Raw genomic sequence first — 24,483 nt, 5'->3', positions numbered from 1 at the left:
TATTATTGTTTTTTAAAATATTTAAAAGGCACAAAAAGCATCCCGAAACATTCTCCTTTGTCTTTACCTAAATGTTTGTGGTGTATTTTGTGTGCACGTCTTACACCTTTTGCATACCAATTATTTGCGTTTCTAAATAGTTTAAAACGCTGATGAATAAATATATCGTGTACTATAAAATACGAAAGCCCATAGGCAAAAATACCAATGCCAATAGGTAGGCCAATCCATAAATCGTTATAGCGCCATAAAAGAAAAAAAGTAATGCTAACTATGGCGTAAAAAATAAAAAAAGCATCGTTTCTCTCGAACCAACTATCGTGATCTTTTTTATGATGATCTTTGTGTAAAGACCATAAAAAACCGTGCATTACATATTTATGGGTAAACCACGCCATAAACTCCATAAAACAATAGGTTGATAGAAAAACGAGTATCCAAAGTGCGGTTTGCATAATTTAAAATTAAATTAAATTTAATTGATATTTTACATAACTACGCATTAAAAGCTCTATTTTTTTTGGATTAGAAACTCGTATTCTGGCTTCTTTAATTTGTAAAGCAGGTGTTTTTTTTAGTTTTTTTAATAATTGGCTGTAATACCTATACGCCATAAAAACTCCAAACTTAGCTTCCAAAGGCAATTGTTTTATACCTAACAATCCATTTTTAAAATCAGATTCTATATCATCTATAATATCTTGTTTAGAGGCTTCGTTTAAATGTGTTAAGTCTGTGTTAGGAAAATAGCTTCGGTTTAACGTATCGAAATCATCTTTTAAATCTCTTAAAAAATTCACCTTCTGAAAGGCTGAGCCTAGAGCCATAGCTTTGTCTTTAAGGTTGTTGTATTTTTCTTGATCGCCTTTTACAAAAACGGTTAAGCACATTAAACCAACAACATCTGCAGAGCCATATATGTAATCTTTATATTCTTGGTTTGTTAGATAATCTGTTTTGTGTAAATCTAATCGCATACTTTTCATAAAGGCATCGACTAAAGTTTTGTCAATATTATATTTATAAAAGGTATGTTGAAATGCGTTTAATATGGGATTTAAGCTGATTTTATGTTTTAAGGCATCTTCAAGATCATCAGAAAATTTATTGAAAAGAAGCTCTTTATTGTAATCGTGAAAAGAATCTACTATTTCGTCTGCAAAGCGCACAAATCCGTAGATGTTATAAATATCCATTCTAATGGATTTTGAAAGCATTTTTGTAGCTAATGAAAACGATGTACTATATGTTTTGGTAACGATTTTACTAGAATTGTAAGAAACGGTATCGAAGAGAGATTTCATGGCTTAACTATTTTGTTTAATGATTAATTCTGAAACTAATTTTCCTGATATTAAAGCAGGAGGAACACCGGGGCCAGGAACAGTTAGTTGTCCTGTAAAAAACAGATTTTCTACCTTTTTGCTTTTAAGTTTTGGTCTTAAAAAGGCAGTTTGCATTAATGTATTAGCCATTCCATACGCATTTCCTTTATACGAGTTATAGTCTTTTATAAAATCGTTAATACAAAAGGACTCTTTAAATATAACATGTTTTTTTATATTTTGTGAGGTTAAAGATTCAAAACGAGTCATTATTTTATCGAAATATTGCGCTCTTAATTCAGGAGTGTCCTCTAAGCCTGGAGCAAGCGGAATTAAAAATATACCTGCTTCTTTATTTTCTGGCGCAGCGCAGTTATCTGTTTTGCTAGGAAAACTTGCATAAAATAGTGGCGATTCTGGCCATTTGGGGTTGTCGTAAATAGCTTTGGCATGAGTATCGAAATCAACATCAAAAAATAAAGTGTGATGATTTACATTTTTTATTTTTTTATCGAAACCAACGTAGAATAATAAAGATGATGGCGCAAATGTTTTTTTACTCCAATAATTTTCTGAGTATTGCCTTAATGGTATTTCTAGTAATGTTTCGGTGTGGTGATAATCGGCTCCACTTAAAACAATATCGGCATGCAGTTTTTCTTTATTAGTAATAACACCAACCGCTTTTTTGTTTTTAGTTACAATTTTTTCTACGGGCGTATTTGTTTTTATTTTAACACCTAATGTTTTTGCCAAATTCTCTAAAGCTAATATTACTTGATACATACCTTTTTTAGGGTGAAAGGTGCCCAATCCAAAATCGGCATAATTCATAAAACTATAAAAGGATGGTGTGTCGCTTGGTTTTGCTCCTAAAAATAACACAGGGAATTCAAGAATTTTTACCAAACGTTCGTTTTTAAATTCTTTTCTAACGTCTCGCTTTATATTGCTAAAAAACTCATTTAGTTTAGTTACAGTTTTACTTGTTACAAGCTCTAAAGGCGATACACCTGGGTTGTAAACTAAATCTTTAATTGCAATATCGTAATTGCTTTGTGCTCTATTTATAAACTTTTTTAATTTTTTAGCACTTCCTGGTTCTTCTTTCTCAAAAGCTTTGTAAATTTTATCTAATGTGTCTTCTATAGTGATATAGTCGTTTTTTTTAAAGTAGACACTGTATGCAGGGTTTAACTTTTCTAAAGTGTAGTAATCTGATGGTTTTTTATTAAAATCTGAAAAAAAACGTTCGAAAACATCAGGCATCCAATACCAAGTTGGACCAATATCAAAAGTAAAGCCATCTCGTTTTAATTGTCTTGCTCGGCCCCCAATAGTTGCATTTTTTTCTAAAATACTAATATTGTAACCAGATTTTGCGAGATAACAAGCAGCGGATAATGACGAAAACCCCGAGCCAATTATAATTACTGTTTTTTTCATTTTGTTTAACAAATATTTTATAAAGTTAAACAAAATTAAGCTCTCTTACAAATTCTCTACAAGTATTTTTATAGAATTAAAAGATTTTATTTTGTTTTTAAAATCAGATAGTTCCATGTCTATTAGTCTAGGTCCTAAAACATTTAAGCTAGTATTAGTTTTGTTTAGTAGTAAATTTTTAAAACGTTTTAAATAATTTAAAACCTCGTTGGTTTCTGGGTACACTGTAAAGTAAGAAATAAAGGTAACGTCGTTAAAATAGCCTACAATGTCTGTAAGACTTTCCATTGGTACACTTTCTCCTAAAAATATAGTATGATATCCTTTTCTTCTAAGTTGATAATTTATAAAAAGTAATCCAATATCATGAATTTCGTTGTCTGGAAGAAATAAAACAAAGGTTTTGGAATTTGGTTTTGGTTCTTCGAACTCAATGCGCTCTATGCTCAATAATATTTTTTGTTTAATATGCGTAGACAAAAAATGTTCGTGAGCAGGCGTTATTGTATTTGTTTGCCAAAGCAGACCAATATCGTTTAAAACGGGTATAAAAACATTATAAAATATGTCGTCAAAACTTTGGTTTTTAGTTAAGTCGTTATAGGTTTTATAAAAAAGAGACTGATCAAAATTAATCATAGCCAATTTTAATGCATTTATGGCGTGGTCTTCTGTTTTAGATGTAAATGCAATTTCTTTAACCTTTAAAGGTATTTCGTTTTCTTTAAGCTTTGCAATTTTAGATATTTTAAAACCATTATTATTTAAATAAGATATATTTAATAATTTTTGAAGACTCAATATATTGTAGTTTCTAATGTTAGTTTCAGATCTGTTTGGGCTTAATAAATTATAGCGTTTTTCCCATATTCTAATAGTATGTGCTTTAATGCCTGTTAGATTTTCTAAATCTTTAATGCTAAAATCAACTTGTATATTGTTCATTTTTTATGGTAAAAAGTTAAACAATATTAAGGAAAATAAATAAGAATAAAAAAGAAGGATAAATAAAAAAGTGCGCACGAGAAGATTCGAACTTCCACATCTTATAACAGATACTGGCCCCTCAAGCCAGCGCGTCTACCAATTCCGCCACGTGCGCTTAAAATAAAAAAGAGTATAAAACAAAAAAAGTTAAGCGACAAACTTAACTTTTTTTAGTGACCGGGCTGGGGCTCGAACCCAGGACCCTCTCCTTAAAAGGGAGATGCTCTACCAACTGAGCTACCAGGTCTTAATTTAAAATATTAGTAAAAATGTTACTAAATCGAGACGGTTGTTAAATTAAAAAACCCTAATAAATTTATAGTTACTAGGGATTTTAATTTTTATTTTAGTGACCGGGCTGGGGCTCGAACCCAGGACCCTCTCCTTAAAAGGGAGATGCTCTACCAACTGAGCTACCAGGTCAATTTAGTTAACAAACATTATTGCTGTTTGCGGGTGCAAATATATAATGTTTTCTTAATTAAACAATAGTTTTTTTAAGTTTTTTTCGTTTTTTTGTAGCTTGTAAACGTATGTTTTTCATAATCAATTTATAAGGTAGTAATGATTATAGTGTTAATTGGATATATGGCTTCAGGAAAGTCGTCTATAGGAAAGAAAATAGCAAAAAAATTAAATTATAATTTAGTTGATTTAGATGATTTAATAGAAGAAAGGGAGCATTTGTCTGTAAGCGAGATATTTAAAACGAAAGGCGAGGTCTATTTTAGAAAACAAGAAGCCCTTTATTTAAAAAATCAAATAGAAAGTAATACAAATTTAATATTATCGCTTGGTGGTGGTACACCTTGTTATGGCACTAATATGGATTATATATTAGAAGCCAATAATGTTAAAAGTGTATACTTAAAAGGAGCTATTCCTACTTTAGTTTCAAAATTAATTAAAAAGAAAAGTACGCGCCCTTTAATTGCTCACATAGAAACCGAGGAGGCTATGACAGAGTTTGTTGGTAAACACCTGTTTGAGCGTAGTTATTATTATAATAAAGCAGAGATTATAATAAATATAGATAATAAAACGAAGAAAGAAATAGCAAACGAAATTGTTACTACTTTATTCTAAAGTGGCCTCATAAACTTTTCCTTCTAAAACAACATTTACATGTTCGTGAAGCGATGTAGATAAAGATATACCCTTAAAATCTGCTTTTACAGGGTATTTTTTATGATTTCTATTTACAAGTACCGCTGTTTTAAACTGTTTTAATGGTACGCCTAAAAAGTGTTTAACACCATAAACAAGCGTAGTACCAGAATTTAAAACATCATCTACTAAAACAATAGATTTATTAGAGTAATCTTCTGCAGATAAAGATGTTTTAATAGGTTCCCAAGGATTTTTTTTGTTTATAATAACTTTACAAAGCACGGGGTTTATGTTCGATATTTTTTGAAGCACAGCTTTAATTTTCTTAGCAAACACATAGCCATTACTATCTATACCAGCTAGAATAACTTCTTTTTCGTAAACATTGCTTTCGTAAATTTGAAAAGCAATACGTCTTATTTTATGATTAATTTCTGCGTGTGTTAAAATAACATTTGTTGCTACAGTCATATACCCGTTTTTCTTTTTTAAAATATAAAATTACACTTTTTTATTTGTTTATTTTACCTTTTAAAGGGCAAATAAAATTGGTATACAAGAATTAATCTTCTTCAAAAAAACTCTCTTCATTAAAATCATCAATATCTCTTCTGTCTTTTTTAGTAGGTCTACCAACACCTTTTTTTCTGTAATAATCTTTAGAGTATTTTAAAAGTTCTTGAGCTTCAAATTGCTCTTTAGGCGTAGTATCTATCCTATATAAATCAACAAGTTTGGCGCCAACTCTGTTTGGAGGTATATCGTTAACTTTTAATCTGTAATTAATTTGATTTTTTCTAAATTGTACAACGTCTTGAGGATATACATCTCGACTGGGCTTAACAATTTCGTCATTAATTCTAACTTGGCCTTTTTTACAAGCTGTAGTAGCTAGTGTTCTTGTTTTATAATACCTAACACACCATAAATACTTGTCTATTCGCATATAATTATGTAAAACTACGTTAATGTTCTTGTGCAAAATTATATTAAAATTGTATCTTGCGCGTCAAAAATAAGCAATAATCAAGCATTATTAAAGTTATAAATTTTTAAGATTGATTTTGCTTAGAAAAGGAAAACACCAAAGTATATGAAAATAGTAAAATTAAGTTTGTTAACATTATGCTTAACAATAGGTCTTTTTTCTTGTAAAAAAGATGATGATAGTGATGATGTAATTACTATAGAAGTTAGAGATAGAGATGAAGTACAGGAAGAAGATATTTTAGAGATTGAAACCTATTTAGCAAACCATTATTATAATTCTAGTGAGCTAGAAGCTATAGGAGATCCAAGTAGTTCTGATTTAGAAATAAGTGCACTTGCTAATGGAGAAACCGAAGCTCCAGAAGGACATACTATTTTATGGGATTTATTAAGTGAATCAAACCCAATTTTAACAAAAGAAACCAAGACATACGCAAACACTACTTACGAATTTTATGTACTTAAATTAAATGCAGGTGGCGGAGAGGAATCTCCAAATTTCTCAGACGAAGTAAGAGTTAATTACGAAGGTTTTTTATTAGATGATGATGCTACCATTTTTGATAGCGCTGTAAACCCTGTTGTTTTTGATTTAACATCGTTAATACCAGGATGGAGAAAAGTTTTACCGCTTTTTAATACCGCTGTTTCTTTTGAAGATGGTGGCGATGGTACTGTAGATTATATGAACCATGGTGCTGGTGTTATGTTTATTCCGTCTGGTTTGGCTTACTTTAGTAACGGGTCTACAGGTATTTCTACTTATACACCAATTGCTTTTAAGTTTGATTTAATGAATGCTTACGTAACCGATCATGATGGTGATGGTATTCCTTCTTATTTAGAAGATTTAAATGGAGATGGCGAATTTACTATTGCAGATCCAGATGACGATACTGTAACTCATGATGATACAGATGGTGATTTTACTCCAAATTATTTTGATGCAGACGATGATGCAGATGGTATTGCAACTATTAACGAATTAGAACCTAAGACTTATACGGTTGATACTAATAATGGAGGTACAGAGCCTGTATTGGTAGCTAATAGGGAGTTTGAAATTAGCAGAACTGAAGAAGCAGGTGTTATTACTATAAATACAGTAACTATAATGGACTCTAATAATGATGGTGTAGATGATTATTTAGATGGAGAAATAACTATTAATTACAACTCTAGTAATTAGTTTGGCAATATAAATTAAAACAAAAAAATCTCGCTATTGCGAGATTTTTTTGTTTTATAAAGCATGTATATTATAAAATAAGCGACAAACTTAATATAAGTTGATCTGGTCTTGTATCTAGTCTGCTAACTGCGTTAGTAGATATGTTATTGTTTATAAAACTAGCTTCGTTATCATTAAAGCCTCTTTCGTATCTTAGGTCTATACCTACTTTTTTAAAGTTTAAACCAATTCCAAAATTAGCTCCAACAGAGAAATCTTCCTCAACATCTTTAATAGCTATGCCATCATATTCAGAATCTAAAATATACTGAAAAGAAGGACCTGCAAATACACTAATAGGACCAAGTACTTTTACACCAATAAGAATAGGAGCATCTATTTTTTGCATTTCAAAACTATCGTCATCATAATCACTTTTAGTGCTAGTGTATACAATTTCTGGCTTTAAATACAGTTTGTTTCCAATTTTTCCGAATAAACCAAAGTGATACCCCACATTTCTCTCGGGCTTTTTGGCATTATCTCCAATAGATTCAAAATAGTTTCCGTTAGCATTGTAGTTTACCCCGCCTTTAATTCCTATTCCGGTAGCAGTTTGCGCATAGGCTCCAGAGCTAAATAAAATAGCAAGTAAAGCTATAAAAAAAGAATTCTTATTCTTGCTACTAGGTGTTGCAATAGATTTGCGACATGTTTTAAAAATGTTCATAATTATTCGTTTTTAAGATTGAATGTACCTAATATCAAAAACGTTGCCAAACGAATATTATTTTCTTGAAGATAGTATTTTAAAGCAAAAAGGGTTCTTTTAAAATTTAAAAGAACCCTTTAAGTAAGTTATAGTAATTGTTATTTTCTTTTTATAACAGCAAGTGCTTTTTCTACAATAGATGCGCTATTTAATCCGTATTTATCCATTAATTGCGCAGGAGTACCAGATTCTCCAAAAGTATCGTTAGTACCAATAAACTCTTGCGGAGTTGGTTTTTGAGTAGCTAAAGTACGTGCAACACTTTCGCCTAAACCTCCTAAAATATTATGCTCTTCTGCAGTAACAATACAACCTGTTTTAGTAACAGAATCTATAATAGCCTTTTCATCTAAAGGCTTAATAGTATGTATGTTTATAACCTCGGCAGATATACCTTGTTCGTTTAAAACTTTTGATGCTTCTAAGGCTTCCCATACTAAATGTCCTGTAGCTACAATAGTAACATCTGTACCTTCTGTTAACTGTATTGCTTTTCCTATTTCAAATTTTTGATCTGCTGGAGTAAAAATAGGAACAGATGGACGTCCAAAACGTAAGTAAACAGGGCCTTCATATTCTGCAATAGCAATGGTTGCAGCTTTTGTTTGATTGAAATCACAAGGATTAATAACTACCATGCCTGGAAGCATTTTCATTAACCCAATATCTTCAAGAATTTGGTGTGTTGCACCATCTTCTCCTAAAGTTAAGCCTGCGTGCGATGCGCATATTTTTACATTCTTACCAGAATAAGCTATAGATTGACGAATTTGATCGTAAACACGACCTGTTGCAAAATTTGCAAAAGTACCAGTAAAAGGAATTTTACCTCCAATAGTCATACCAGCAGCAATACCCATCATATTGGCTTCAGCAATTCCTATTTGAAAAAAACGCTCAGGGTTTTCTTTAATAAATTCCCCCATTTTTAACGAAGGTGTTAAATCTGCACAAAGTGCAACAACATCAGGGTTTGTTCTTCCTAATTCTGCTAAACCAGCACCAAATCCGCTACGTGTATCTTTCTTTTCTGTATATGTATAAGTTTTCATTTTCTTTTTTGATTGCTAGATTAATAATCTCCTAAAGTTTCAGGGTTTTGTGCTAAGCCAATAGCTAATTGCTCGTCGTTAGGTGCTTTACCATGCCACTCGTGTGTATGCATCATAAAATCTATACCATTACCCATTATTGTTTTTAATAAAACACAAACAGGTTTTCCTTGTCCAGTTTTAGCTTTAGCTTCAGCCATTCCTTTAATAATAGCATCAATATTATTTCCAGCTTCAATTTCTATAACAGTCCACCCAAAAGCTTCAAATTTACCTTTAATGCTTCCCATTGGTAAAACGTCATCTGTTGCTCCATCAATTTGTTGACCATTTAAGTCAATTGTAGATATTATATTATCTACATTTTTTGCAGCAGCATACATTATAGCTTCCCAGTTTTGTCCTTCTTGTAATTCGCCATCGCCATGTAAAGAATAAACAATACTTTTATCTCCATTCATCTTTTTTACCTCGGCAGCTCCTAAAGCAACAGACATGCCTTGACCTAAAGATCCAGAAGCTACTCTTACTCCAGGTAAACCTTCGTGCGTTGTTGGGTGTCCTTGTAAACGAGAGTCGATTAATCTAAAGGTGCTTAATTCTTCAACTGGAAAATAACCAGCTCTTGCCAAAACGCTATAAAATACTGGAGAAATATGTCCGTTAGATAAAAAGAATAGGTCTTCGTTAATTCCATCCATATCAAAACCTTCTTTTCTATCCATGATTTCATTGTATAATGTAACCAAAAATTCGGCACATCCTAATGAACCTCCTGGGTGTCCAGAATTTACTTTGTGAACCATTCGTATAATATCTCTACGAACTTGCGTGGTTAAATCTTCTAATTGTTGTGTATTTGGCATGTTTAATTTATTAAATTTTGCGACACAAAAATAGTCTATTATGTTTCTTTTACAAAGTATTAACAACCTAATTTAAGTAAACATTTAACTTTTTTTAGTAAATTAAACATTAATAAGAAAAGCTTTATTTTTAGGTGCTACTAATACGTATTATTCTATATAATTCTGGGTAAAACTAAATTTAAATTAAAAAAATATGTAGGTTTGCGCATTAATGCTTTTTAGATTATTTAAAGCGTTAATATAAAACTGTAAATTTTATTTAAATGAAGTTCGAATTAAACGCGTTAGACCCCAAAAGTAAAGCTAGAGCAGGTAAAGTAACAACCGATCATGGTGTTATAGAAACTCCAATTTTTATGCCTGTTGGTACTGTAGCAACAGTAAAAGGTGTACATCAACGCGAGCTTAAAGACGATATAAATCCAGATATTATTTTGGGTAATACCTATCATTTATATTTAAGACCACAGACAAAAATTATTGAAAAGGCTGGCGGACTTCATAAATTTATGAATTGGGATAGAAATATTTTAACCGATTCTGGGGGCTACCAAGTATACTCACTTTCTGCAAATAGAAAAATTAAAGAGGAAGGTGTAAAATTTAAATCGCATATAGATGGTAGTTACCATACATTTACACCCGAAAATGTTATGGAAATTCAGCGTAGTATTGGTGCCGATATTATTATGGCTTTTGATGAGTGTACGCCATATCCTTGCGATTATAATTACGCTAAACGCTCTATGCACATGACGCATCGCTGGTTAGATAGATGTATTAATCATTTAGAAAAAACACCTTTAAAATACGATTATAACCAAGCCTTTTTCCCTATTGTACAAGGTAGTACGTATAAAGATTTGCGTAAACAATCGGCAGAGTATATAGCTAATGCTGGAGCAGTAGGTAATGCTATTGGCGGTTTATCTGTTGGAGAACCTGCCGAAGAAATGTATGCCATGACCGATGTAGTTTGTAGTATTTTACCAGAAGATAAGCCAAGATATTTAATGGGTGTTGGTACGCCTATCAATATTTTAGAAAATATAGCGTTAGGTGTAGACATGTTCGATTGTGTTATGCCAACACGTAATGCTAGAAATGGTATGTTGTTTACTGCACATGGTACTATAAATATTAAGAATTTAAAATGGGCTGATGATTTTTCGCCTATAGACGAAATGGGTATAACATTTGTAGATAAAGCATATACCAAGGCATATGTAAGACATTTGTTTACCGTAAACGAATTATTAGGTAAGCAAATAGCAACTATACATAATTTAGGTTTCTATTTATGGTTGGTTCGCGAAGCTAGAAAACATATATTAGCAGGAGATTTTTCTGTTTGGAAAGATAAAATGGTAAAGCAAATGAATAACCGACTATAAAAGCATAAATAAAATTTAAGATAACATTGAAAATACTAGATTGGTACATATTAAAACGTTATTTATTTACATTTTTTATGATGTTACTTTTGTTTATTCCTATTGGAATAACAGTACATCTAGCAGAAAAAATTGGAAAAATTTTAGATAAAGAAGTCCCTTTTGGCGAGGTAGCTGTTTATCTTTTCGACTTTACTATTTACTTTGCACACCTACTTTTTCCTTTGTTTTTGTTTTTATCAGTTATCTGGTTTACATCAAAACTTGCAAATAACACCGAGGTTATTGCCTTTTTAAGTTCTGGAGTATCTTATGTTAGGTTTTTAAGACCGTATTTAATAGGTGCTACAATAACAGGTTTTATGGCATTAATACTTGGTTTGTATTTAGCACCAAGAGCAAGTAAGGGCTTTAACGATTTTACTTATAAATATTTTAAATCTCATTCTAAAGACAGTCAAGATCGAGATGTTTACAGGCAAATTAGCGAGTCCGATCAAATTTATGTTAGTCGTTTTGACGATAGAAATAATGTAGGACACGATTTTACTTTTGAGCATTTTGACGGTAATAAATTAGTGTATAAAATAACAGCTGATAATATTAGGTATATAGAAAAAGATTCGGTTTACAGAATGACAAATTATGTAAAGCGTACCATTGGAAATTTGCCCGATTCTTTAGAAATATTACGTAAAAAAGACACCTTGTTTGCTTTTGAAATAAAGGATTTAATTCCTAAAATTTATGAAGCAGAGGTTTTACCATACGGAGAATTAGTAGAGTTTATTGAAAAAGAGGAGCAAAGGGGCTCATCTAACATTGGTAGATATAAATTGGTAAAATATAGAAAATGGAGTTTGCCTGTCTCTGTTTTTATCTTAACTATTATAGGTGTTGCAGTATCATCAAACAAAAGACGTGGTGGTATGGGTGTAAACTTGGCTATAGGTATTTGTATAGCCATGGTGTTTGTATTTTTCGATAAAATATTTGGGGTTATGGCACAACAGTCTAACTTCGACCCAATAATTGCTGTATGGTTTCCAAACATTATTTTTGGAGTGCTAGCTGCTTACCTGTTATATAATGCTAAGCGCTAAATTTAAAAGTTATTTACACTTACATGTTTTAGTTTTTATAGCTGGTTTTACAGCTATTTTAGGCGAGTTAATTTCTATAGAGGCCATTCCGTTGGTGTGGTTTAGAATGCTCATGGCGTTAATTTTAATGTATGTTTATGTAAAAGTTGCTAAAATAAATATTAAAATAACATCAAAAGCAATTACTAAATTTGCCTTTGCTGGCGTAATTATAGCCTTACATTGGATAACCTTTTTTACAGCCATAAAAGTAGCCAACATATCAATAGCTTTAGCAATGTTTTCTACAGGTGCTTTTTTTGCATCTATAATAGAGCCCATAATTTATAAACGTGCCATTGTTTGGTACGAAATTTTATTTGGCATTATTGTTATAATTGGAGTCTACATTATAACCCAAAGCGAATTAAAGTATATTACAGGTATAATTTTAGGTATAACATCGGCTTTATTATCGTCGTTATTTGCAGTTTTAAATGGTAAGTTTTTAAAAACACACTCTGCAACTACTATCTCTTTTTACGAGTTTTTAAGTGGTGTACTTTTTATATCTATGTACATAATGCTTTTTACAGAAGGGTTTTCAATTAACTTTTTTAACCTAAGTGTGCCAGATTTTGGTTACCTATTTATTTTAGCTTCTATATGTACTACGTATGCCTTTATAGCTTCGGTGTATATTATGAAAGATATAAGTCCGTATACAGTTGTGCTAACCTATAACTTAGAACCCATATACGGTATTGCTATAGCTGTATTACTTTTTCCTGATAAAGAAAAAATGAGCCCAGCATTTTATTACGGAGCTTTAATTATTATCATTACAGTATTATGTAATGGCATTCTTAAAAATATGAAAAAAATTAAAAAAAGTAGCTAATACTTATATGTTCAAAATGATTAAGTTAAATCATACAAACTAAAATTATACTGTTATTTCATTTTTATTTTAAAAGGTAAACGAAATAAAATATGTAGTTTTGTAAACTAAACCAAATATTGAAATAAAAATTCCTATGGAATATTTAGAATTTGAACTTCCAATAAAAGAGCTTGAAGATCAATTACAAAAATGTAAAGTGATAGGCGAGGAAAGTGAAGTAGATGTTACAGAAACTTGTACTCAAATAGAAAAGAAGCTTGCAACAGCAAAAAAAGATATATACAAAAACCTAACGCCTTGGCAACGGGTACAACTTTCACGGCATCCTAATAGACCATATACACTAGATTATATTCATGCTATTTGTGGAGATAGTTTCTTAGAACTTCATGGAGATCGTAATGTAAAGGACGATAAAGCCATGATTGGTGGCCTAGGTAAAATAGGCGATCAAAGTTTTATGTTTATCGGTCAACAAAAAGGATATAATACCAAGACAAGACAATACAGAAATTTTGGTATGGCCAATCCAGAAGGATATCGAAAAGCATTACGTTTAATGAAATCTGCTGAAAAATTTGGTATTCCTGTAGTTACTTTTATAGATACTCCAGGTGCATACCCAGGTTTAGAAGCTGAAGAACGAGGACAGGGAGAAGCCATTGCTAGAAATATTTTAGAAATGGCTCGTTTAAAAGTTCCTATTATTGCTATTGTTATAGGTGAAGGAGCTTCTGGTGGAGCCTTAGGTATAGGTGTAGGAGATAAAGTTTTAATGTTAGAAAATTCTTGGTACTCAGTAATTTCTCCAGAAAACTGTTCTTCTATTTTATGGAGAAGTTGGGAGCACAAAGAAAAGGCTGCAAAAGCACTTAAACTTACAGCAAGCGATGCTAAGAAAATAAAAGTTGTTGACGGGATTATTAAAGAGCCTATTGGAGGTGCACATAGAGATCGTGAAAAAACATTTTTAACCGTTAGCGAGACAATTGTTAAGACTTACGAAAGCCTTAAAAACTTATCACCAACAGATTTAATTTCTGAGCGTATGGATAAATATTTAAACATGGGTGTCTATAAAGGATAATTCGTTTAAAATCATATAATAAAAAATCTGAAGTGTCATGCTTCAGATTTTTTTTATGGATATTAACAATATTTCTAAGTTATTAACAGTTAAATTGTTAACTGACAGTTAACAACGATAAATTTAAAACGCTTTAAGCCAAAGCATATTTAGTTACTTTTGTAGTTATGAAACAACCCGACCAAGTCAAAGGATATAAAGTAGACAAAAGCACATTAATTAGTCTAGAAAAAGGAAAGATACCTCCGCAAGCTATTGATTTAGAGGAGGTTGTTCTTGGGGCAATGATGATTGATAAGAAAGGGGTAGACGAGGTTATCGATATTTTAAGTCCCGATGCTTTTTATAAAGAAGCACACCAGCATATATTTAATGCCATATTTACCTTATTCGAAAACAGTGAGCCTGTAGACTTATTAACGGTTTCTACACAATTAAAGAAGGATGCAAAGCTAGAATTATCTGGAGGAGATTTTTACTTAATATCTTTAACTCAAAAGGTATCATCTTCTGCCCATATCGAGTTTCATGCTCGTATTATTTTACAAAAATTTATTCAGCGAAGTTTAATTAAAATTTCTAGTGAAATTATAGAAGAAGCTTACGACGAAACTAAGGATGTATTCGATTTATTAGATACAGCAGAAACTAAATTATACGAAGTTACCCAAGGTAACATTAAAAAATCGAGTGAAACAGCTCAAGACTTAGTAATTCAGGCAAAGAAAAAAATTGAAGAGATTTCTAATAAAGAAGGCTTAAGTGGTATTCCTACCGGGTTTACTAAACTAGATAAATTAACGTCTGGTTGGCAACCTTCCGATTTAATTATTGTTGCAGCGCGTCCAGGTATGGGTAAAACCGCTTTAACACTGTCTATGGCAAGAAATATTGCTGTAGATCAAAATATACCTGTTGCTTTCTTCTCTTTAGAGATGGCTTCAGTACAATTAATTACCCGTTTAATTTCTAGTGAAACAGGATTGTCATCAGAGAAGTTGCGTACTGGTAAATTAGAAAAACATGAATGGGAACAACTAAACGTAAAAGTAAAAGGCTTAGAAAAAGCACCTTTATTTATAGATGATACACCGTCACTTTCTATTTTCGATTTAAGAGCAAAAGCAAGGCGTCTGTCTTCGCAACATGGTATAAAATTAATTATGATTGATTACTTGCAGTTAATGACGGGAGGTAGTAATCATGGAGGAAACCGTGAGCAAGAAATCTCGATGATTTCTCGAAACTTAAAAGCCTTGGCAAAAGAACTTATGGTACCAGTTATTGCATTATCGCAATTATCGCGTGCGGTAGAAACGCGTGGAGGAAGTAAAAGACCTTTACTGTCAGATTTACGTGAATCTGGAGCGATAGAGCAAGATGCAGATATTGTAAGCTTTATTTTCCGACCAGAATATTATAAAATTGATGAATGGGATGATGACGAACGTTCGTCTACCCAAGGCCAAGCCGAGTTTATTATTGCAAAACACAGAAATGGTGGTTTAGAGAATATTCGTCTAAAATTCTTAGGACACTTAGGTAAGTTTGATAATTTAGATGATTTCGATTCGCCTTTTGATACCGAATTTCATTCTAAAATGAATGCAGCTGCAAACGACGACACTTTTAAAACAGACGATTTTAAAGCAAGTCCAGATCAAGCTTTTGGTAGTTCTTTTAATAATGAGGATAACGACGTACCATTTTAACTTAATATTTTTATAAAGATTTTATTTAGGTTTTCTTTTTAAGTATCTTTCACTTATAAAATTAGGTATCTAAATCGTTTTAATTAAAACGATTTAGATACCTTGTAAAGTACCGCTTCAAATTGAAAAAGATATTTATAATCATATTATTTATAAGTTTTAGCTTAAAAACTTATGCATCATACATTCTTGTTCCTATGGATGTAGAGAGTCAAAAAAATCATTTAAAAGCTTATGGCGTAACTTATTGGGTGCTTAATAAAGAGCTTAAAGTAAAGTGGCTTCTTAATTATAGAGGTGGCTCTTTTTTACTTCCAGATACAGATAAAATTAAAAAAGAATGCCAAATACGAGGTGTATCTTTTGAGGTGATATCTAATAATAATGCCGAAAGTATTTTACAAGAAATTAGTAGTCCAAGTAAAAATATGGAAGCAGTGGTTTTAGAAAAAGCTCCTAAAATAGCAGTGTATACTCCAAAAGGAAAATTGCCTTGGGATGATGCAGTTACTATGGTTTTACAATATGCAGAGATTCCTTACGAAACGGTGTACGATGAAGAAGTTTTAAACGATGGTTTGTTACTGTTTGATTGGCTGCACTTACATCACGAAGATTTTACGGGGCAATATGGTAAGTTTTATGGTGCCTATAGAGCTTCTTCGTGGTATATTGAAGAGAAAAAAAATGCAGAAATATTAGCACATGCTTTAGGTTTTAGTAAAGTATCTGAAGAAAAAAGTGCTGTGGCTTCTAAAATTAGAGACTATGTTGTTGGAGGTGGTTTTATGTTTGCCATGTGTAGCGCAACAGATAGTTTTGATATTGCACTTTCGGTTGAAGGGTTAGATATTTGCGAGCCTATGTTTGATGGAGATGGAACAGATGCTGGCTATCAAAATAAAATCGATTTTTCTAAAACTTTTGCTTTTACAAATTATACCTTAGAGCGCAGTCCGTTAATTTATGAGTTTTCGTCAATAGACATGACAAGAAAACGTCGTGTAACTAAAGATTCAGATTATTTTTCTTTAATGGAGTTTTCTGCAAAATGGGACCCTATTCCAACTATGTTATGTCAAAACCATACCGCTTTAGTAAAGGGGTTTATGGGGCAAACAACATCGTTTACTCGCGAAGAAATAAAATCGAGTGTATTAGTAATGGGAGAAACAAAATCTAATGGAGAAGCCAAATACATACATGGCATAAAAGGAAAAGGTTTTTTTACTTTTTATGGAGGCCATGATCCAGAAGATTATCAGCATAAAGTGGGCGATCCTAAAACCGAGCTCGATTTACACCCAACCTCCCCTGGTTACAGGCTTATATTAAATAATGTTTTATTTCCTGCAGCTAAAAAAAAGAAACAAAAAACTTAATTACAGAGTTTCTTTAGCTTCTAATAATTTTTCTAGAACAAGCTCTACACCAAATTCGTCGTTACTTTTTGTGTTAAAATCTGCGATTTTTTTTATGTTTTCATGTGCGTTTTCCATCGCAAAACCATGTGTAGATTGCTTAAACATTTCAATATCATTATTATAATCGCCAAAAACTAAGGTTTCTTCTGGTAAAATATTATAATTGTTTTGAAGCATTTTTATAGCGTGCCCCTTATTTGCTAAATTATCAGAGATGTCTACCCAATTTTTACCAGAAACTTTTACACCGTATGTATTATCTAAATCTTTAAAGTATGGGTAAATATGGGTTTCAGAGCACTCCTTATGGTATAACGCTATTTTTATAATAGCTTCTGGTATGTCATCTGTAGTTTTAAAGTAATCAAACTCTGGATAAAACTCGGTTAATACCTTTAATAAATTAGCATCTTTGGTTTTAAAATAAGCTTTTTTTTGGGTGCAAAAAACAGCATTAATATCATCTAACTTGTTTAATATAGAAATAATATTATCTAGTTTACTTTTTTCTATTGGTGTAGTAAGTAAAACTTCCTCTTTTTTAATAACTACACCACCATTTTCTGCAACAATAGTAATGTCGTCTTTTATGTCTTGTAGTTTTTCTAATATACTATAATACGGTCTGCCACTAGCAGCTACAAAATGAATATTATGTTTTTTTAAAGCATCAAATAATTTGAAAAAACGAGAACTTACTTCGTGATTAGAGTTTAATAAAGTGCCATCCATATCGGTAGCAATAAGTTTTATTTTCGAAAGATTCATACTATATATTTAATATATTAAAACACTAAGCAATTATTTTTATATGTTATAAAAAATAATTGCTTGCTATAAGTACAAATATAAATAACTATTACTGGATATCTGTTTTAGATTAGCTAAGATGTTGTTAAGCTTTAATTACCAGAAGAGTCTGTAGTTATAAGTTTTCTTGTAAAATTGTAAACAAATAAATCACTAGAATTTCCAGTAGATGTATGGTTTTGGTTTATTGTTATAGCATCATTGTTACTCGAAAATATAATTTCACCATATTCTTCTCCATCAATTACTATGTATACTAAATTATTAAGCTCTAACAACTCATATAAATAAGTTCCAGAACTTAAAGCATCTTCTTTGTTATCGTCTGTGTTATTATTAGAAATGGTTAAAGATCCATTTTGCGAATCAAAATCCCAAATAATTGTATCTAAATCAAATTCATAATCTTCGCCAGCTATACCGCCAGAAGATTTTGTAAGGTGCCATTCTATAGTAATTACTTGATCTGTTTCAATACTGTTTTCGTTATCATTTAAAGAGCAACTTGTAACAATAAATATTAAAGAAAGAATAAGATAAAAAGGATATTTCATAAAGTAAGCTTTTATTTTTAGATGAATATTTTCTTAAATGGTTGCGTATAATAATTAATCAATTTAGAAGTTTTTATTTATATGTTATAGAAACTTTTCCTTAAATTTAATTACAAATAAATATACTAATATGGCTACTAAAGAAATAATACTTAATAAAATTCAAATCCTAATTACAAATCATTTTGAAACTCCAGAAGCTGCTTTTTCTTTTTTTGATAAAGATGAAAATGGAAAACTAAAGAAGAAAGAAATAGTGGCATTATTAAAAGAGGCCGAGATTAATGGTTTTATAAGAGGGTTGGTGTCATCTAAGCTAATTGAAGGTTATGATAAAGATGGAGATGGATTAATAGACTGGGAAGAGTTCAAATTAGCTATTGAAAATATTACAGATAAAGATAATTAATTTTAATATTCTACTTTGAACAAAAACCTTAAAGATTTTTCAATCTTACTTTTCAGGTCTGTATTTTTTTGGATTTTTGCTTGTTTTCTCCTCATTGTAATTCGTTACTATGGCATAGGCGAAGAGGAGGGAAGAACCATTAGAGAAAACTACGAGGTTCCCATAACAGAATGGTTCGATATTTTACTTTATGCTGGTGCTCTTCTGGGGCTTTTGTATGCTTTGGTAGAGTTTTTTCTCGAAAAAATTATTAATAATAAGTTTTCTTTAGGCTTTATCTTGCTTATAAAACTTGTAATTTACTTAGTTGCTTTAATTTTAGTAACAACTTTAACTACATTTTATTTTGAACATAGAATGGATATAGACCTACCTAATAATCAAGGTTGGTGGCAAACAAGCAAAGTGTTTTGGGTATCTGTACTCTATTTTTTCATGAGCTCGCTCGTATTTTCATTCTTAAAAATAGCCAGCGATAATTTCGGTAGTGGTGTTTTTGCAAATATGTTGCTGGGCAAATACAGAAAGCCAATAGAAGAAGAACGTATTTTTATGTTTTTAGACTTAAAAGATTCTACTACAATTGCAGAGAAATTAGGTCATTTTTTATACAGTGAATTTATTCAAGATTGTTTTCTAGATTTAAATAGAATTGTAAACAAATACGATGCCCAAGTATATCAATATGTAGGAGACGAAGCTGTCTTAACATGGAAATTTAAAAAAGGCATCTATAAATTTAATTGTGTAACCTTGTTCTTCGATTTTAAAAGTCAATTACAGAAAAGAGAATTGTATTATATTAAAAAGTATAATTATTTCCCAGAATTTAAAGCTGGTTTACATGGTGGTAAGTTAATGGTTGCAGAAGTTGGAACTGTAAAAAAAGAGTTAGCTTTTCATGGCGATGTAGTTAATACTGCGGCTCGAATTCAAGGTCAGTGCAATAAACTTGATGCGACCTTGTTAATTTCTGAAGATTTGTTATTGCCATTAAATTTAAACTTAAATTATGTTGTAAAAGAAGTAGGAGCGCTAGAGTTAAAAGGAAAACAAGTAAAAATAAATGTATTTACTATAAACAAAGTTTAAAACAAAATAGTTAAGATGAAGTGTTTTCAGAAGGAATTAAAATTGAAGGCTTATACAAGAGGTTTCCATTTAATTACAGAAGCTGTGCTTAGTGCAATTCCAGAAATGTCTGAAATTAAAACTGGGCAATGTCAGGTTTTTATAAAACATACTTCGGCAAGTTTATCAATTAACGAAAATGCAGATTTTACTGTTAGACAAGATTTTGAAAGTCATTTTAATAAAATGGTTCCAGAGAATGCACCCTATTACAAACACACTTACGAAGGTCCAGACGATATGCCTGCGCATATTAAAGCTTCTTTACTAGGGGCTTCTATTACCATGCCAATTACCAACGGAAGACTAAATATGGGGATTTGGCAGGGTATTTATTTATGCGAACATAGAGATTACGGTGGTTCTAGAAATATTGTTATTACAGCCTTCGGAATTTAAAGGGTTTAATTACACTTAAACAAATTGGTTTGCATTAAGTAAGACAATCTTTCTATTCAGGGGCAACAAAAGTTCATCAAGTTCTTTATTTGGCAAACATGCAATACAAATAAACAACTATCGACAAACTTATTTATAATAAGGCCTAAAATATATGTATAAAAAAAATCCGACTCTTTCGAATCGGATTTTTCTATTAAGCGAATAATATGTTTTACAATAGGCGAAGTGCCTTATTTTACTTTGTTAATTACAGCTTTAAAAGCCTCTGGGTTATTCATAGCTAAATCGGCTAAAACCTTACGGTTTAATTCGATATCATTAGCTTTTAATTTTCCCATAAATTGCGAATAAGATAAACCGTATTCTCTGGCTCCTGCGTTAATACGCGTTATCCATAAAGCACGGAATGTTCTTTTCTTATTTCTACGGTCTCTGTACGAGTATTGCATCGCTTTATCAACCGCATTTTTTGCTACTGTCCAAACGTTTTTACGACGTCCAAAGTAACCTTTTGCTTGTTTAAGAACCTTTTTTCTTCTGGCTCTTTTTGCTACAGAATTTACTGATCTTGGCATAATTTTAAATGTTTTTTGTAGTAGGCGGTCTTGTAATAGACACTTTGTTTTTTGAGCCTAACTCCAGGGTTTATAATTTATTTAACCAACGTTAAAAAAATGATGTGTTTATTTTAAACGCATCATAGTTTTAATGTTATTCTCATCTGCTTTATGTACTAATGTATCATGACGCAGTGCTAGCTTACGCTTTTTAGACTTCTTTGTTAAGATGTGACTCTTAAAAGCGTGCTTTCTTTTTAATTTACCAGTACCAGTAAGCTTAAAACGCTTTTTAGCACTAGATTTTGTTTTCATTTTAGGCATTTTCTTTTCCTAGTTTTAATTATTTCGCTTAATTATTTTAATGCTGGTCTTAATCTCCAGCATAATATATTTTAAACATAATATGTCTTAGTTTTTACTAAAGCATATTATGTTTATAAATGTCAATTACTTCTTTGGAGAAATAAACATTGTCATACGTTTACCTTCAAGTCTTGGCATTTGCTCTACTTTACCAAATTCTTCAAGATCTTGTGCCAAACGTAATAATAATATTTGTCCTTGCTCTTTAAAGATTATAGATCGTCCTTTAAAAAATACAAAAGCTTTAAGTTTTGCACCTTCTTTTAAAAACTTTTCTGCGTGCTTCTTTTTAAATTGATAATCGTGATCGTCGGTCTGTGGACCAAAACGAATCTCTTTTACAATTACTTTAGTAGCTTTAGATTTTATGGCTTTATCTCGTTTCTTTTGTTCGTAAAGAAACTTTTTATAATCCATAACCTTACAAACAGGAGGGTCTGCATTGGGTGATATCTCTACAAGATCAAATCCTTGAGCATCTGCTATTCTCATAGCATCTCCTTTGGTATAAATACCAATTTCTACATTATCTCCAACAAGACGTACCTTTTGGGCAGTAATTTTAGAGTTAATTTTGTGTTTGTCTTCTTGCGAAACCCTACGGTTTTGCTGTCTTCTACGAATTGCTATGGCCTTATATTTTTAAGTTAAACTTTTTTAAAACGTTTTTAACGTTTTGCTTATTTCATCTTTAATAATTTCAGAAAATACTTCTATCGAAATCATTCCTAAATCTTCACCACCATGCTTTCGCACAGTTATTTTGTTTTCTTTTTCTTCATTCTCGCCAATAACAATCATGAAAGGGTATTTTTGCATTTCGGCTTCCCGAATCTTTTTACCCATAGTTTCATTTCTGTTATCTACAAGGGCGCGAATTTCGTTATTTTCTAGCAAATTTAAAACTTTTTCGCCGTATTTTTCATATTTCTCGCTAAGAGACAATATAATAACTTGTTTAGGCATTAGCCAAATAGGGAAATTACCAGCGGTGTGTTCTAATAAAATGGCTATAAAGCGCTCAATACTACCAAACGGAGCTCGGTGTATCATTACTGGTCGGTGTAATTCGTTATCGCTTCCTTTGTATGTTAAATCAAAACGTTCTGGTAAGTTATAATCTACTTGTATAGTCCCTAATTGCCATTTTCTACCTAAAGCATCTTTTACCATAAAGTCTAATTTAGGGCCATAAAAAGCAGCTTCTCCAGTTTCTACAACATAATTTAAACCTTTATCACTAGCAGCATTAATAATAGCTTGCTCAGCTTTTTCCCATTTTTCAACGTCACCAATATATTTGTCGGGATTTTCAGGGTCCCTTACAGAAACTTGTGCTGTAAAGTTTTCAAAACCTAAAGATCCAAAAACATAAAGAACCAAATCAATTACATTTTTAAATTCCTCATCCAGTTGCTCTGGCATACAAAATAAGTGCGCATCATCTTGAGTAAAACCTCTAACGCGTGTTAAACCATGTAATTCTCCACTTTGTTCGTATCTGTATACGGTACCAAATTCGGCATAACGTACAGGTAAATCTTTATAAGACCACTGGAATGCTTTGTAAACTTCACAGTGGTGCGGACAATTCATTGGTTTTAAAAGAAACTCTTCATTATCCTTAGGTGTAAGTATTGGTTGAAAACTATCTTCGCCATACTTTGCATAATGTCCAGAAGTTTCATAAAGTTCCTTTTGTCCAATATGTGGGGTCGATACCATTTCGTATCCAGCTTTTTTTTGTGCTGCTTTTAAAAAATTTTCTAAACGCTCACGTAAAGCTGCGCCTTTTGGTAGCCATAAAGGTAAACCTTGACCCACTCGATGCGAAAACGTAAAAAGTTCCAATTCTTTACCTAGTTTTCTGTGGTCACGTTTTTTAGCCTCTTCTAATAAAGTTAAGTATTCAGTAAGTTCCTTTTGCTTCGGGAACGATATACCGTAAACTCTAGTTAACTGCTGTTTCGTTTCATCACCTCTCCAATAGGCACCAGCAACGCTTAGTATTTTTACAGCTTTTATAATACCTGTATTTGGTATGTGGCCTCCACGACATAAATCTGTAAACGTAGAGTGATCGCAAAAGGTAATAGTGCCATCTTCTAAGTTTTCAATCAATTCAGTCTTAAACTCATTATCTTTATATTCCTCCAAAGCATCAGCTTTAGACACAAATCTTAAATTAAACTCATGTTTGCCTCTAGCAATTTCAAGCATTTTAGTTTCAATAGCTTTAAAATCTTTTTCAGATATGCTATGTTCTCCAAAATCAACATCATAATAAAATCCATTTTCAATTGCAGGTCCAATAGTAAGTTTTACACCACTATAAAGTTCCTCTATTGCCTGAGCTAAAACGTGTGCACTAGAGTGCCAAAAAGCAGTTTTTCCTTCATTATCTCTCCATGTATATAAAACTAAAGAACCATCAGTGGTAAGCGGAGTTACCGTTTCAACAGTTGTACCATTAAAGTTCGCAGAAATAACGTTTCTAGCAAACCCCTCACTAATGCTCTTCGCAACATCCATTGGCGTAACGTTTTTTTCAAACGTTTTTACAGTGCCATCTGGTAAAGTAATATCTATCATTAAAATAAATTAAGTTCAGTTCACAAAGATAGGAGTATAAAAAGTTACATACAATATATATGTTGGTAATATTTATGTTTAAACATTTCCTAATTAATATTTTTATTCTAAGTTGATATTTTTTGTTATATAGTAATGTGCTTATTACTAAATTTTCTTTAAGATAATTATAATATTAAGATTAAAGCTTGAGAATTTTTAGTTACTAAGTAAGTAAACAGTCTATTAAATTAAAAAAGGATGTCCCATATTAAATAGGGAAATATATTTTTTAGAAAAAGAAAGTAGTTTACTGTAAAAAAAATAATAAAGTATTTTATAACGCAATACACTATTA

26 protein-coding genes and 3 tRNA genes are annotated in these 24,483 nt (G+C 31.4%); 11 read left to right on the top strand and 18 right to left on the bottom strand.

The window, feature by feature from the left end:
• Positions 1-2: 2 nt before the first annotated feature.
• From ABD715_RS09385 to ABD715_RS09355, 7 genes are all read right to left on the bottom strand, one after another.
• Complete coding sequence (locus tag ABD715_RS09385; RefSeq protein ID WP_344787931.1) at positions 3-455, bottom strand: sterol desaturase family protein; 453 nt, start codon at positions 453-455, stop codon at positions 3-5.
• A 9-nt stretch (positions 456-464) separates the two neighbouring features.
• Entirely contained in the window at positions 465-1,304 is an 840-nt protein-coding gene (locus tag ABD715_RS09380) for a phytoene/squalene synthase family protein (protein ID WP_344787930.1), read from the bottom strand.
• A gap of 3 nt (positions 1,305-1,307) precedes the next feature.
• Positions 1,308-2,771 carry a phytoene desaturase family protein gene (locus ABD715_RS09375; protein WP_344787929.1) on the bottom strand — a complete coding sequence of 488 codons (1,464 nt, stop codon included), beginning with the start codon at positions 2,769-2,771 and terminating at the stop codon, positions 1,308-1,310.
• A gap of 45 nt (positions 2,772-2,816) precedes the next feature.
• Positions 2,817-3,716: a MerR family transcriptional regulator gene (locus ABD715_RS09370; RefSeq protein ID WP_344787928.1), complete on the bottom strand. Its 900-nt coding sequence runs from the start codon at positions 3,714-3,716 to the stop codon at positions 2,817-2,819.
• A 71-nt stretch (positions 3,717-3,787) separates the two neighbouring features.
• Positions 3,788-3,873: transfer RNA gene (locus tag ABD715_RS09365), tRNA-Leu, on the bottom strand.
• Between the two features lie 59 nt (positions 3,874-3,932).
• Positions 3,933-4,005, bottom strand: a tRNA-Lys gene (locus ABD715_RS09360).
• Between the two features lie 103 nt (positions 4,006-4,108).
• Positions 4,109-4,181, bottom strand: a tRNA-Lys gene (locus ABD715_RS09355).
• A 141-nt stretch (positions 4,182-4,322) separates the two neighbouring features.
• On the opposite strand from ABD715_RS09355, the gene ABD715_RS09350 reads away from it, so the two are divergent.
• A complete protein-coding gene (locus ABD715_RS09350; protein WP_344787927.1) occupies positions 4,323-4,844 on the top strand; it encodes a shikimate kinase in 522 nt (173 codons plus the stop codon).
• On the opposite strand, the gene ABD715_RS09345 is transcribed toward ABD715_RS09350, so the two are convergent.
• Positions 4,836-5,339, bottom strand: a complete 504-nt coding sequence (locus tag ABD715_RS09345) for a phosphoribosyltransferase family protein (RefSeq protein WP_344787926.1) — start codon at positions 5,337-5,339, stop codon at positions 4,836-4,838. The genes ABD715_RS09350 and ABD715_RS09345 overlap by 9 nt on opposite strands.
• A 91-nt stretch (positions 5,340-5,430) precedes the next feature.
• The gene (locus ABD715_RS09340) at positions 5,431-5,814 is read right to left on the bottom strand and encodes an RNA-binding S4 domain-containing protein (protein WP_344787924.1); all 384 of its coding nucleotides are present in this window, start codon (positions 5,812-5,814) and stop codon (positions 5,431-5,433) included.
• Positions 5,815-5,961: 147 nt separating this feature from the next.
• Between ABD715_RS09340 and ABD715_RS09335 the strand changes: the two genes are divergently transcribed.
• Positions 5,962-7,047, top strand: coding sequence for an FKBP-type peptidyl-prolyl cis-trans isomerase (locus ABD715_RS09335; RefSeq protein WP_344787923.1), 1,086 nt, complete (start codon positions 5,962-5,964; stop codon positions 7,045-7,047).
• A 70-nt stretch (positions 7,048-7,117) separates the two neighbouring features.
• On the opposite strand, the gene ABD715_RS09330 is transcribed toward ABD715_RS09335, so the two are convergent.
• From ABD715_RS09330 to ABD715_RS09320, 3 genes are all read right to left on the bottom strand, one after another.
• Positions 7,118-7,759, bottom strand: a complete 642-nt coding sequence (locus ABD715_RS09330) for an outer membrane beta-barrel protein (RefSeq protein WP_344787921.1) — start codon at positions 7,757-7,759, stop codon at positions 7,118-7,120.
• Between the two features lie 140 nt (positions 7,760-7,899).
• Positions 7,900-8,853: a transketolase family protein gene (locus ABD715_RS09325; RefSeq protein WP_344787920.1), complete on the bottom strand. Its 954-nt coding sequence runs from the start codon at positions 8,851-8,853 to the stop codon at positions 7,900-7,902.
• Between the two features lie 20 nt (positions 8,854-8,873).
• Positions 8,874-9,758 (bottom strand): transketolase, encoded by an 885-nt coding sequence (locus ABD715_RS09320; protein ID WP_344788422.1) that lies wholly within the window; start codon positions 9,756-9,758, stop codon positions 8,874-8,876.
• Positions 9,759-9,985: 227 nt separating this feature from the next.
• Here ABD715_RS09320 and tgt point away from each other — a divergent pair, with 227 nt between their 5' ends.
• The 6 genes from tgt to ABD715_RS09290 all read left to right on the top strand — a co-directional run bounded on the left by tgt (position 9,986) and on the right by ABD715_RS09290 (position 17,283).
• Positions 9,986-11,116, top strand: coding sequence for a tRNA guanosine(34) transglycosylase Tgt (gene tgt / locus ABD715_RS09315; RefSeq protein WP_344787919.1), 1,131 nt, complete (start codon positions 9,986-9,988; stop codon positions 11,114-11,116).
• Between the two features lie 26 nt (positions 11,117-11,142).
• Entirely contained in the window at positions 11,143-12,219 is a 1,077-nt protein-coding gene (locus ABD715_RS09310) for an LptF/LptG family permease (RefSeq protein ID WP_344787918.1), read from the top strand.
• Entirely contained in the window at positions 12,206-13,099 is an 894-nt protein-coding gene (locus ABD715_RS09305; protein ID WP_344787917.1) for a DMT family transporter, read from the top strand. The genes ABD715_RS09310 and ABD715_RS09305 overlap by 14 nt, the downstream gene beginning before the upstream one ends.
• A 136-nt stretch (positions 13,100-13,235) precedes the next feature.
• Positions 13,236-14,189: an acetyl-CoA carboxylase carboxyltransferase subunit alpha gene (locus tag ABD715_RS09300; RefSeq protein WP_344787916.1), complete on the top strand. Its 954-nt coding sequence runs from the start codon at positions 13,236-13,238 to the stop codon at positions 14,187-14,189.
• Between the two features lie 167 nt (positions 14,190-14,356).
• A complete protein-coding gene (gene dnaB / locus ABD715_RS09295) occupies positions 14,357-15,901 on the top strand; it encodes a replicative DNA helicase (RefSeq protein WP_344787915.1) in 1,545 nt (514 codons plus the stop codon).
• Positions 15,902-16,098: 197 nt separating this feature from the next.
• Positions 16,099-17,283 (top strand): asparagine synthetase B, encoded by a 1,185-nt coding sequence (locus ABD715_RS09290; RefSeq protein ID WP_344788421.1) that lies wholly within the window; start codon positions 16,099-16,101, stop codon positions 17,281-17,283.
• Here the strand turns inward: ABD715_RS09290 and ABD715_RS09285 are convergent, their stop codons facing one another.
• Both ABD715_RS09285 and ABD715_RS09280 read right to left on the bottom strand, forming a co-directional pair.
• Positions 17,284-18,093 (bottom strand): HAD family hydrolase, encoded by an 810-nt coding sequence (locus ABD715_RS09285; RefSeq protein WP_344787914.1) that lies wholly within the window; start codon positions 18,091-18,093, stop codon positions 17,284-17,286.
• A 134-nt stretch (positions 18,094-18,227) separates the two neighbouring features.
• On the bottom strand, positions 18,228-18,689 hold the full coding sequence (locus tag ABD715_RS09280; RefSeq protein WP_344787913.1) for a hypothetical protein: 462 nt from the start codon (positions 18,687-18,689) through the stop codon (positions 18,228-18,230).
• Between the two features lie 130 nt (positions 18,690-18,819).
• Here ABD715_RS09280 and ABD715_RS09275 point away from each other — a divergent pair, with 130 nt between their 5' ends.
• From ABD715_RS09275 to ABD715_RS09265, 3 genes are read left to right on the top strand one after another with little or no spacing between them, the layout of a single operon-like run.
• Positions 18,820-19,098: an EF-hand domain-containing protein gene (locus tag ABD715_RS09275; protein ID WP_344787912.1), complete on the top strand. Its 279-nt coding sequence runs from the start codon at positions 18,820-18,822 to the stop codon at positions 19,096-19,098.
• A 15-nt stretch (positions 19,099-19,113) separates the two neighbouring features.
• On the top strand, positions 19,114-20,190 hold the full coding sequence (locus ABD715_RS09270) for an adenylate/guanylate cyclase domain-containing protein (protein ID WP_344787911.1): 1,077 nt from the start codon (positions 19,114-19,116) through the stop codon (positions 20,188-20,190).
• 15 nt (positions 20,191-20,205) lie between these two features.
• Positions 20,206-20,628, top strand: a complete 423-nt coding sequence (locus tag ABD715_RS09265) for a secondary thiamine-phosphate synthase enzyme YjbQ (protein WP_344787910.1) — start codon at positions 20,206-20,208, stop codon at positions 20,626-20,628.
• A 233-nt stretch (positions 20,629-20,861) separates the two neighbouring features.
• Here ABD715_RS09265 and rplT read toward each other — a convergent pair whose 3' ends face one another.
• The 4 genes from rplT to thrS all read right to left on the bottom strand — a co-directional run bounded on the left by rplT (position 20,862) and on the right by thrS (position 24,146).
• Positions 20,862-21,206 carry a 50S ribosomal protein L20 gene (gene rplT, locus ABD715_RS09260; protein ID WP_344787909.1) on the bottom strand — a complete coding sequence of 115 codons (345 nt, stop codon included), beginning with the start codon at positions 21,204-21,206 and terminating at the stop codon, positions 20,862-20,864.
• Positions 21,207-21,314: 108 nt separating this feature from the next.
• Positions 21,315-21,512 carry a 50S ribosomal protein L35 gene (rpmI, locus tag ABD715_RS09255; protein ID WP_344787908.1) on the bottom strand — a complete coding sequence of 66 codons (198 nt, stop codon included), beginning with the start codon at positions 21,510-21,512 and terminating at the stop codon, positions 21,315-21,317.
• 126 nt (positions 21,513-21,638) lie between these two features.
• Complete coding sequence (infC, locus tag ABD715_RS09250; protein ID WP_344788420.1) at positions 21,639-22,178, bottom strand: translation initiation factor IF-3; 540 nt, start codon at positions 22,176-22,178, stop codon at positions 21,639-21,641.
• Positions 22,179-22,211: 33 nt separating this feature from the next.
• On the bottom strand, positions 22,212-24,146 hold the full coding sequence (gene thrS / locus ABD715_RS09245; protein WP_344787906.1) for a threonine--tRNA ligase: 1,935 nt from the start codon (positions 24,144-24,146) through the stop codon (positions 22,212-22,214).
• Between the last annotated feature and the right edge of the window lie 337 nt (positions 24,147-24,483).

It is taken from the genome of Postechiella marina (genome assembly GCF_039538365.1).
Lineage (GTDB): Bacteria > Bacteroidota > Bacteroidia > Flavobacteriales > Flavobacteriaceae > Postechiella > Postechiella marina.
The sequence above is the reverse complement of the archived record's forward strand: the minus strand, read 5'-3'. Positions and strand labels throughout refer to the sequence as shown.

Coding starts and splice junctions, on each gene's coding strand:
- ABD715_RS09325 (WP_344787920.1), bottom strand. CDS start 8,853: ATGAAAACTTATACATATACAGAAAAGAAAGATACACGTAGCGGATTT.
- ABD715_RS09385 (WP_344787931.1), bottom strand. CDS start 455: ATGCAAACCGCACTTTGGATACTCGTTTTTCTATCAACCTATTGTTTT.
- rpmI (WP_344787908.1), bottom strand. CDS start 21,512: ATGCCTAAAATGAAAACAAAATCTAGTGCTAAAAAGCGTTTTAAGCTT.
- ABD715_RS09265 (WP_344787910.1), top strand. CDS start 20,206: ATGAAGTGTTTTCAGAAGGAATTAAAATTGAAGGCTTATACAAGAGGT.
- tgt (WP_344787919.1), top strand. CDS start 9,986: ATGAAGTTCGAATTAAACGCGTTAGACCCCAAAAGTAAAGCTAGAGCA.
- rplT (WP_344787909.1), bottom strand. CDS start 21,206: ATGCCAAGATCAGTAAATTCTGTAGCAAAAAGAGCCAGAAGAAAAAAG.
- ABD715_RS09340 (WP_344787924.1), bottom strand. CDS start 5,814: ATGCGAATAGACAAGTATTTATGGTGTGTTAGGTATTATAAAACAAGA.
- ABD715_RS09305 (WP_344787917.1), top strand. CDS start 12,206: ATGCTAAGCGCTAAATTTAAAAGTTATTTACACTTACATGTTTTAGTT.
- ABD715_RS09290 (WP_344788421.1), top strand. CDS start 16,099: ATGGATGTAGAGAGTCAAAAAAATCATTTAAAAGCTTATGGCGTAACT.
- dnaB (WP_344787915.1), top strand. CDS start 14,357: ATGAAACAACCCGACCAAGTCAAAGGATATAAAGTAGACAAAAGCACA.
- ABD715_RS09335 (WP_344787923.1), top strand. CDS start 5,962: ATGAAAATAGTAAAATTAAGTTTGTTAACATTATGCTTAACAATAGGT.
- thrS (WP_344787906.1), bottom strand. CDS start 24,146: ATGATAGATATTACTTTACCAGATGGCACTGTAAAAACGTTTGAAAAA.
- ABD715_RS09300 (WP_344787916.1), top strand. CDS start 13,236: ATGGAATATTTAGAATTTGAACTTCCAATAAAAGAGCTTGAAGATCAA.
- ABD715_RS09280 (WP_344787913.1), bottom strand. CDS start 18,689: ATGAAATATCCTTTTTATCTTATTCTTTCTTTAATATTTATTGTTACA.
- ABD715_RS09380 (WP_344787930.1), bottom strand. CDS start 1,304: ATGAAATCTCTCTTCGATACCGTTTCTTACAATTCTAGTAAAATCGTT.
- ABD715_RS09345 (WP_344787926.1), bottom strand. CDS start 5,339: ATGACTGTAGCAACAAATGTTATTTTAACACACGCAGAAATTAATCAT.
- ABD715_RS09370 (WP_344787928.1), bottom strand. CDS start 3,716: ATGAACAATATACAAGTTGATTTTAGCATTAAAGATTTAGAAAATCTA.
- ABD715_RS09330 (WP_344787921.1), bottom strand. CDS start 7,759: ATGAACATTTTTAAAACATGTCGCAAATCTATTGCAACACCTAGTAGC.
- ABD715_RS09285 (WP_344787914.1), bottom strand. CDS start 18,093: ATGAATCTTTCGAAAATAAAACTTATTGCTACCGATATGGATGGCACT.
- ABD715_RS09275 (WP_344787912.1), top strand. CDS start 18,820: ATGGCTACTAAAGAAATAATACTTAATAAAATTCAAATCCTAATTACA.
- ABD715_RS09350 (WP_344787927.1), top strand. CDS start 4,323: ATGATTATAGTGTTAATTGGATATATGGCTTCAGGAAAGTCGTCTATA.
- ABD715_RS09375 (WP_344787929.1), bottom strand. CDS start 2,771: ATGAAAAAAACAGTAATTATAATTGGCTCGGGGTTTTCGTCATTATCC.